Raw genomic sequence first — 7,585 nt, 5'->3', positions numbered from 1 at the left:
GACGTCGCCCAGTTGAGGAAAAGCGTGTCGGAATGGCGCGACGTCGAGTTCATGCAATCGACGTCGCGGCGCTTGGCAAACAAGCTTTGGATGCGTCAGGTCTTGGGCCCGGATTTCGAGCCACGCTTGGCCCGGGCAGGCTTCGGAGCGACGGGAGGGACCGGTTCAGTTTTGGCCTTTCGTCCCAACCCTGACGCTCTTGCGAGCGCTGCCCTGGCTTGGGAATAATTGGGTGCGACCATCGGATAGTCTGGAGGCAGGCCCCATTTCGCGCGATACTGTTCAGGGGTGAGATTGTAAGCCGTACCCAGATGGCGCCTGAGAGATTTGAACGCCTTTCCGTCTTCCAGGCAGATGATGGCGTCCGGAGTTATGGACTTCCTGATCGGAACCGCGGGCACAAGTACGATAGGTTCGGGCGGGGCTTCGGGTTTGGCGCCGAGCTCCGTGAACGCGGAGTGGGTGCTCGAGATTAGCGCCACGAGATCCCCGGACGGGAGGTTATTATGCGCGACATAGGCCGAAACAACCATCGCCGTCAGCTCAATTACATTGTCGTTTTCTTCGTTCATGGCGCTTCCTAAAATAAACATTTCGCTAAATTATCTTCTAACCTATTGATACTTAGAAGCGCAATGCTCAGTCCAAATTTTGAACGCGATAATCCTGTGGTTCGTCATTGGCGAAACGATCTTGTCGTGTACCACTAGCAACCGCGCGTATGTGACCATCGCCTTGGTGATGCCGCCGGTTTGGCTCCTGGCCTTCGGTCTAGGGGCGAATGCCCGCAATCCCTTCCATGGAACAAGTGCCTATCGGTGCCGTTTCTTGGGCACAGAATATTTGCTGTTCCGATACCAACGCGCCGTTGCCCGGCTCAAACAGCTTCACCAAGGGCCAGGCGAAGAGCCGGTTCGAGGCCAATGGTGCCGTGTCCGAACTCAGGAAGAACGACAATGGCGTCTGTCAGGGCAGGGCGACTCATGGCGGCCAGGCGGCGTGAGCCTCGATTGTCGAGGCAATATCACGCGCAACTGAGAGGGTCTTTCACATGATCCAGACAATCACTCGTTCGTACGACACCTACGATCAAGCTGAATCCGTAGTTCGAAAGCTGAAGGATATCGGCGTCGTCGATTCCGATATTAGCTTTGTTGGCCGCCGAGCGGATATCGATGGCGAGAACCATGCAGGGGAGGGCGCCGGGGTCGGCGGCTTGATCGGCGGTGCTGCCGGGCTACTCGCTGGGCTCGGCCTGATTGCGATCCCCGGCATTGGCCCTGTAGTCGCCGCTGGCTGGCTTGCCGCAACTGCCGCGGGGGCTGCAACCGGTGCCGTCGCCGGCGGCCTCGTAGGCGCTCTGACGAAGTCTGGCGTCGATCAGCAGGATGCCCACTACTATGCGGAGGCGGTCAGGCGGGGCGGCAGCGTTGTGGCTGCTCGAGCAAACGAGGAACAGGCTCCGGCGATCGTTGCAGTCATGGACGGCGCGACACCGATCGATGCGGTCGACCGCCGGACCACCTATGAGCGGGAAGGTTGGACGCAATTCGATCCCGAAGCTCCGCCTTATGTGCGGCCGCCGATCTAGGTGCCGCTGGGCATCGCCTGGCAAACTGGCGTCCAAGGCTGAACCCAGGGGGGCCGCTTGCTGACTGATCAGAGCGGCTGCGCCGCCAGTTGCGGCCGCCGCACCGGTCGCTGCTGTTTTGGCAGCCCCCAGCAGCGACGAGCTGGCGATCGCTACGATTAACGCCCCGGCAGCCCAAACGACCGGGCCATGAGCACCGTAAACGTTCGCGAAAGGCCATCCAAGTTCACGCAGCTATCGCGCCAGTGAACGCGAGGAGACGTCTCGGATCTTCATGACCGGCATCAGTTCGGGAAAGCTCGATCAAGCTGACTGCCGGCGCGAGAAATTCGACAGGGTGCTGACGCAGTCTCTGCTGTTCCAGCGCGTAGAACCGAGTAGCGAAACTAAGTGAACCGACCAGTTGATCGATGGCTTAATATTGTAGGTTCAGTCGCCGGCTAGGACCGCCGTCTCGAAAAACCGCGCGGTTTAGTCGAACATGCGAAGGGGCCGCTGGAGAACACCATCACCAAACCTCAGCGTTCGCTTCTCACAGTTGGGACAAAGATGAAGGCCGCTCGAAAGCGTGTCCTTATCCCAGGACGCGACAGTACGGCCAGACACGTCGGATATTGCGGGATCGCCGTACTTCACAACCGCCTCTGATCCGCATCTGAGACAACGGTACGGCACCACCTGAAGGTTCACTGAGGTAAGGTCGACGCAGTTCGTGCAGTGGCACGGCCAAGCCGAGTGYTCTCGAAACGCCGTCCTAGTTCCCCCGATCACGACGTCGCGTTGTAGATGGCAAGCCTCGCAACTTGCTGAGATGATCTGGCCCACCTGGAAACTCTCCTTGCAGCCCGCCCCGCATCTGGCCGAGGGCGTTTGCGATCATGCCACGGGGCGCTTTCGAGCTTTTCGCATGTCGTTCGCCCGCTCCAGCAACAGGTTCCTGGCATTCGGAATGAGCTCGGCGCCCGGTCCTACCCATGTCATTGCATCATGCTTTTCGGTGCCGCTATTCAGCTGCACCCCGTTACTGGGGACGTGGCTCCACTCGTGCTCGACGTAGAATTCGTTAGTGTCGGTCTCGTAGCAGAGGTGCCACCAATCTTCGTTCTCGGCCATAGGCCCTTTGATGCGGGACGCGAGCTGTTCGAACAAAATCATATCGTCTCCGTGCTTTTCGATAACACATTGGAGGCAAAGGCTGATTGCAACAACCGCCGTACTGGTGAAGGCAGGCACGAGGGAGATTGTCGACCTCACGTCGCAAGAGCCAGTCGGTGCGCCTGCGCTCCCAAGGAACCCTCCAGCGCCGGTCGATCCGCGCCGAGCGGTTTCAACGACGGGATACCGGCCTGGGGCACATTCCTCGAAACATGATCGCCGCTAGCCGCGGAGGCCGCAGCTTTCCGTCGGCGGCGATCCCGTTCGGTCGGTTTCGCCTGACACATCTGGCGAAAAACCCCGTAGACACCAGTTTGGGAGAGCCCTGGCGCTACGGGGTCTCCTGCACCCGGCAGTGTCACCCGGGGAAGGGGGGTGCCGGGGAGTCTTGGATTAGTGTCGGCCTATCCGCTACCACCACTTCCTGCCGCCGGAGATTGTCATGGCAAGGTCGTGCTATGCGGCATGGTGCTGACAATCGGCATCTTGGTCAAGCAAGGACAGAAATCGGCCATGCTTGTCTTGTCTTGCCCACCCGGAAGGAGCGCCTGGCTGCGTTGATAATGGCGTTCACAGCTCCGCTGCGCAGGTAGGCCATTAATTAGAGGAGGGTCTCCTCGAAGAGCTCGGGTCCGAAGGCGCAAGGTATGATCTTGTCCTTGCTTGACCAGGCTGTCTTCAGGGATCACCATAACATCGCCCACGACGGTGCCATCACACGCTTCGATGGCAGGAGATGCATAGGTCCAACTGGCTCCCCGGCGACTGCCCCCCAGTATGGTTGGTAGCCGGGTGACGAAGACCCCGTAGTTGCACGCCACCTTAGAAGCTGGCCCTACGGGGTTTTCACGACGCTCACTTGTCGGGAGAATGATAGCCGCGAAATCCAAGTTGGGCTGCATGAGACGATTCAGGTGCGACGTCACCTGTTCGGATCGTCGGCCGCAGAACTGCCGCCAGTGGGCGTACATTCGGTTGAGCCTAGAGTTGGTATCCCCGTGAGCAGGTTCATCAGCTGATGGAGGTCAGATTGCCGTGGCAAAGACGTCTCGTTGCAGCCGGTATCACCTTACTGTCTGCCGGAGTTGGAGGATGCATCGTTACGGACGACGCCTCCGCGGAGGCAGCGAAACCACTTGCTTACTCCAGCGAACAGTCCGTTGATCGTCGGTCACCAGGCGGCCCAGCGCGCGCGGGCATCGACCGGATCATCGAACAGAAGTCAGCGCATTACGAACTCCCCTCAGATTGGGTCCGGCGAATCGTCAAGCGCGAGAGCAACTTTCGCCCAACCGCCCAGAACGGTGGTCATTTTGGATTGATGCAGATCAAGCATGCGACGGCGCGCAGCATGGGTTACACCGGCCCGGCAGCGGGGTTGCTCGATCCCGAGGTCAATCTCACCTACGGGCTCAAATACCTGCGGGGAGCCTGGCTCGTGGCCGGTCGCGACCAGGCCCGCGCCGGCCACTACTATCGGACCGGGTACTATTACGATGCCAAGCGGAAGGGGCTTCTCGAAGCGACCGGCCTAGGCAAGGACCGTACGCGATTAGCCAAACCCCGTTACGCGTCGGACACAGTTCCTCCAACTCGCTAGATTGATCGGAACGGGGGGTCCCTGCTTGGGTTTTCGTGCGTCGGGATGATCTGCGACACAGCCGGATGGGGACAGTCAGCGGACCCCGAAGGCACATTCCCGACGGCGCCGATGAAATTAAAACGCGGACCGCCCGTGGGGGGCCAACGTTCGCCGCTTACCGGGCAACCGGGCAGCAGTTTCGCGGGTGAATGCTGGCTTCCGTCACCCAATGTCTCCTGGCTTTAGATCTTGGGAATTGCGGTTGCCAGGAAAGCATCAGAGGCGAGTAAGGCGACCTCGACCATGGGGCGTACGAAAGCCCGGATGTCCCGCCTCCACTCTTCGGACGACTGCTCCCACTGGAATTGCCGCTTCTCGCGGGCGTTCTCATGGAAGGCTCTCGCAGCTGCTTCGACCGCGAGTTCGGTGCGTTCGTCAGGCATCGGTTCGGCTCCAATAAAGTCGAACGGTTCGCGTACGGCGTCTATCGACCGGCAAGCCAATATCGGACCGCACGAGCCGCGACCCAAATAATGATGCCTGTGCCAGCGATTGCCAATCCAATGGGGTCTTTGTCCGGGCGAGCGAGGTAGAGCCAAACGACGATTCCAGCGGTGATCACGATCACGGCGATCCATGACGCGACCCAGTACAACAGATAGCCGAGACGGGACGCCATCCGGCAAATTCCTTAGGGCCTGCCCAGATTTAGACCGCTTACCATTTCGGATCGGGCCACTCGGCGCCCTCCCACGTCGCGATTATCGCCGGCGTCACAAGGCCATGGAAGGGACTGAGTTTCTGGCTCTGGTCGAACATGGGGGACATGCTAGCAAGGAGATCGGCAAGGCCCCCTTTGCGGTCGCCGGCGTTCCAGCTCGAGAATAGTGCGCAACGCGCGGAATAGCGGTCGTCGAAAAATTCGACGCAGCTTGCAGTCTGCTTCCAGGCTTCTCTGATCACTCCAGCATGGCCGCCGAAATCGTCCTCCAAAGCGTCTTCAATGACCGCCTCGAGCATGTACGCGCAGGCTTGGTGTTGCGGGCCATGATCGATGAAGGCCAGAGACGATCGCAGCACTAGATGTTGCAGCAGCAAGACTGGCCAAAGGATATTCACGCCATATCGGGTTCCGATTTCCTTGCAGTGTGCAGGCGGGCGAATGACGTCTCGCTCCAGCTCGAAAGCTTTTCTGAGGTCGTAGGCAAGCGCGATGAATAAGCCCTCCCGATCCTTTATCAGGGGTGAGCGCTCATTGATGTCATGAACAACGTCACGAAGTGCCCTCAGTGACGTGTAATCGCCTTCCAACCGGATTCCGGCGTGAGTGCTTAGCAAGGAGAACGCCAACATAGTAATCTCCCACGCGCTGGGTTCCCGAATGTTTAGCTTATCATAATCGCGATCAGGATCACGCTTTCCAATTCTCGCCCTTAGTCCGACGGGAACCGATCAGGGCAGGTGGCTTCTCGCACGCCTGTCTCGTGACGGAGGCCGCAGATAGCACAGCGGCTGCCCTCATCGCCGAGCCACCAATGCCGAGCGTGCCCAGCGCGAATTAAAGCGGAGCGGCCCAGTAGAACACCATAAGCCAGATGACGATCGTCGGAATTAGCGCCGCGACAGGAATTGGCCGCCAGCGATACCGCGGCAGAACTCGGTCATTGCGGTCGCGGGGCGTGGGCTGGTTGCGCATCATCACAAGACAATGCCCGGACATGATGCAGCCGTCTTGCTATTCGCCGCCAATCAGTTGCGGTAAGCGGCGAGTCCGAGACGGCGCCATTTGCGCGAGCATTCGTTTGGCAGACATTGCTCCCACCATCGCAATCAATGCACTGTCCTCATCGATTCTAGGCGCGCAGGGATCTTACCCATTAGCAGACGTTCCGAAGGTCGCAGTTGGGTGGAGAGCCGAAGTTGGCTGTCTGCCCAGACCCGGACATTCGTGCCTTGAGGCGGATAGCTTCCCCAAGAATCCGCGATCCTCGCGTCTCCTACTGGTTGTGTGTGGTCCTTCGAATTTTGCGCTCTGTAGGCCTAGCAGTTCAAAAAGGACGAAAGCGAAAGATATTCCCTGATTTTGTAAGTCTTTTGCCTTGCACTGCATGTATTATTCGATGCCTTAAATCGAACATTGACATTGGCTGTGTCGACGTGTAGATTGGTTTTCGTCGATATTTGCTTGGACGGTCCTTGTTATTTTCGCGCTTCGGCGCGGCTCTGATGAACTCCCCCTTTCGAAATCGTTCTGAACTCGCCGAACATTCGTTCGGCGAACGACAGGTCTTGCCAAAAGGAGGGTTTCTCATGACCACCGGCACAGTGAAATGGTTCAATTCCACCAAGGGTTTTGGCTTCATTCAGCCTGACGACGGCAGCCAGGATGTGTTCGTTCACATCTCCGCCGTCGAGCGCGCTGGAATGCGCGATTTGCAGGAAGGCCAGAAGCTCGGCTTCGAAGTCGCCCGCGACAACAGGTCCGGCAAGATGGCGGCCGAGCAGCTCCAAGCCGCATGATCTGACTGTTTCTTCGACGATGACCACGGATGTACTGGCATCGTCGACAAACAGTCATTCGAGGGAAGGCCAAGCTTCTGCTTGGCCTTTTTTCGTTACTGCCGGCGACAGCGGAATACCGCACAGGAGATGGACATGGCTGAACATTCAAAGCAGCGCGTCGATGCCGACAATAATTTTCTGAAGACCCAGACCCAATTGCTCGCGCGCAATCGGATCATGTTGGAGTCCGATACCCTCGCCCGGCACCGTGATGCGAACACGGCTAAACTGAAGCAACAGCGCCTGGAGAAGGAAGCCAATGATCGAGCCGCGGCATTGGCTGCGCCAACGGTAAAGAAGCGAAAAAAAGCCATCGCCGCCTGAGCGCCAGGCGCCGGCGCGACGGCGGGCCGGGCCTGCCGCTTCCCCCGAAATCGAGCGGATGACCGGTGTCGGCCTTCGAGTGGCTCCTGCCTCTCGGTTTGACGCTACCCTGTTGAAAATGGCCCGCTGCTCCGAAAGGGGTGGCGGGCCTTCTCTTTTGGGGCGGTAGGGGTCAAGCAAAAGCGCCCACGGCGGGGTCATAGAGCCCGCCGTCGATCGCTTTGGGTGATTATCCGACAAGCCTCTGCGCCACGCTGCGCGATAATGAGTTCCCGCCAGGGGTCTGGCTTCTCTGCGAAGTCGGCGCTGAGCCGCTTCATGATCGGGTCGGATGGAGAGGCGTCTCAATCTTTTTATCGAGCTGCCAGCCT

At 59.1% G+C, this 7,585-nt stretch carries 9 protein-coding genes; 5 read left to right on the top strand and 4 right to left on the bottom strand.

All coding sequences use genetic code 11. From position 1 onward, the window contains the following. Positions 1–95: 95 nt before the first annotated feature. Complete coding sequence (locus AC1DW9_RS35690; RefSeq protein ID WP_476776456.1) at positions 96–572, bottom strand: Ros/MucR family transcriptional regulator; 477 nt, start codon at positions 570–572, stop codon at positions 96–98. 296 nt (positions 573–868) lie between these two features. On the opposite strand from AC1DW9_RS35690, the gene AC1DW9_RS35685 reads away from it, so the two are divergent. Beyond that, the gene (locus AC1DW9_RS35685) at positions 869–1,003 is read left to right on the top strand and encodes a hypothetical protein (protein ID WP_476776457.1); all 135 of its coding nucleotides are present in this window, start codon (positions 869–871) and stop codon (positions 1,001–1,003) included. Between the two features lie 51 nt (positions 1,004–1,054). Next, positions 1,055–1,591 carry a hypothetical protein gene (locus AC1DW9_RS35680; protein ID WP_441508902.1) on the top strand — a complete coding sequence of 179 codons (537 nt, stop codon included), beginning with the start codon at positions 1,055–1,057 and terminating at the stop codon, positions 1,589–1,591. Positions 1,592–2,467: 876 nt separating this feature from the next. Here AC1DW9_RS35680 and AC1DW9_RS35675 read toward each other — a convergent pair. Further along, entirely contained in the window at positions 2,468–2,746 is a 279-nt protein-coding gene (locus AC1DW9_RS35675) for a hypothetical protein (protein WP_441508884.1), read from the bottom strand. Positions 2,747–3,764: 1,018 nt separating this feature from the next. On the opposite strand from AC1DW9_RS35675, the gene AC1DW9_RS35670 reads away from it, so the two are divergent. After that, positions 3,765–4,346, top strand: coding sequence for a transglycosylase SLT domain-containing protein (locus AC1DW9_RS35670; RefSeq protein ID WP_476776458.1), 582 nt, complete (start codon positions 3,765–3,767; stop codon positions 4,344–4,346). 224 nt (positions 4,347–4,570) lie between these two features. On the opposite strand, the gene AC1DW9_RS35665 is transcribed toward AC1DW9_RS35670, so the two are convergent. Next, positions 4,571–4,771, bottom strand: coding sequence for a hypothetical protein (locus AC1DW9_RS35665; protein ID WP_441508882.1), 201 nt, complete (start codon positions 4,769–4,771; stop codon positions 4,571–4,573). Between the two features lie 274 nt (positions 4,772–5,045). After that, positions 5,046–5,681, bottom strand: a complete 636-nt coding sequence (locus AC1DW9_RS35660) for a DUF6904 family protein (protein ID WP_476776459.1) — start codon at positions 5,679–5,681, stop codon at positions 5,046–5,048. Positions 5,682–6,638: 957 nt separating this feature from the next. On the opposite strand from AC1DW9_RS35660, the gene AC1DW9_RS35655 reads away from it, so the two are divergent. Together AC1DW9_RS35655 and AC1DW9_RS35650 are read left to right on the top strand one after the other, a co-directional pair. Then, positions 6,639–6,848 carry a cold-shock protein gene (locus AC1DW9_RS35655; RefSeq protein ID WP_305693457.1) on the top strand — a complete coding sequence of 70 codons (210 nt, stop codon included), beginning with the start codon at positions 6,639–6,641 and terminating at the stop codon, positions 6,846–6,848. A 135-nt stretch (positions 6,849–6,983) separates the two neighbouring features. Further along, complete coding sequence (locus AC1DW9_RS35650; RefSeq protein ID WP_476776460.1) at positions 6,984–7,214, top strand: hypothetical protein; 231 nt, start codon at positions 6,984–6,986, stop codon at positions 7,212–7,214. The last annotated feature ends 371 nt before the right edge of the window (positions 7,215–7,585 follow it).

It is taken from the genome of Allobosea sp. P4_E12, from assembly GCF_056401655.1.
This window is presented reverse-complemented; position numbering and strand designations above follow the sequence as displayed.

Excerpts from the sequence above, each read along its gene's own strand:
- AC1DW9_RS35660 (WP_476776459.1), bottom strand. The coding sequence starts at position 5,681 with ATGTTGGCGTTCTCCTTGCTAAGCACTCACGCCGGAATCCGGTTGGAA.
- AC1DW9_RS35665 (WP_441508882.1), bottom strand. The coding sequence starts at position 4,771 with ATGCCTGACGAACGCACCGAACTCGCGGTCGAAGCAGCTGCGAGAGCC.
- AC1DW9_RS35670 (WP_476776458.1), top strand. The coding sequence starts at position 3,765 with ATGGAGGTCAGATTGCCGTGGCAAAGACGTCTCGTTGCAGCCGGTATC.
- AC1DW9_RS35655 (WP_305693457.1), top strand. The coding sequence starts at position 6,639 with ATGACCACCGGCACAGTGAAATGGTTCAATTCCACCAAGGGTTTTGGC.
- AC1DW9_RS35690 (WP_476776456.1), bottom strand. The coding sequence starts at position 572 with ATGAACGAAGAAAACGACAATGTAATTGAGCTGACGGCGATGGTTGTT.
- AC1DW9_RS35675 (WP_441508884.1), bottom strand. The coding sequence starts at position 2,746 with ATGATTTTGTTCGAACAGCTCGCGTCCCGCATCAAAGGGCCTATGGCC.
- AC1DW9_RS35650 (WP_476776460.1), top strand. The coding sequence starts at position 6,984 with ATGGCTGAACATTCAAAGCAGCGCGTCGATGCCGACAATAATTTTCTG.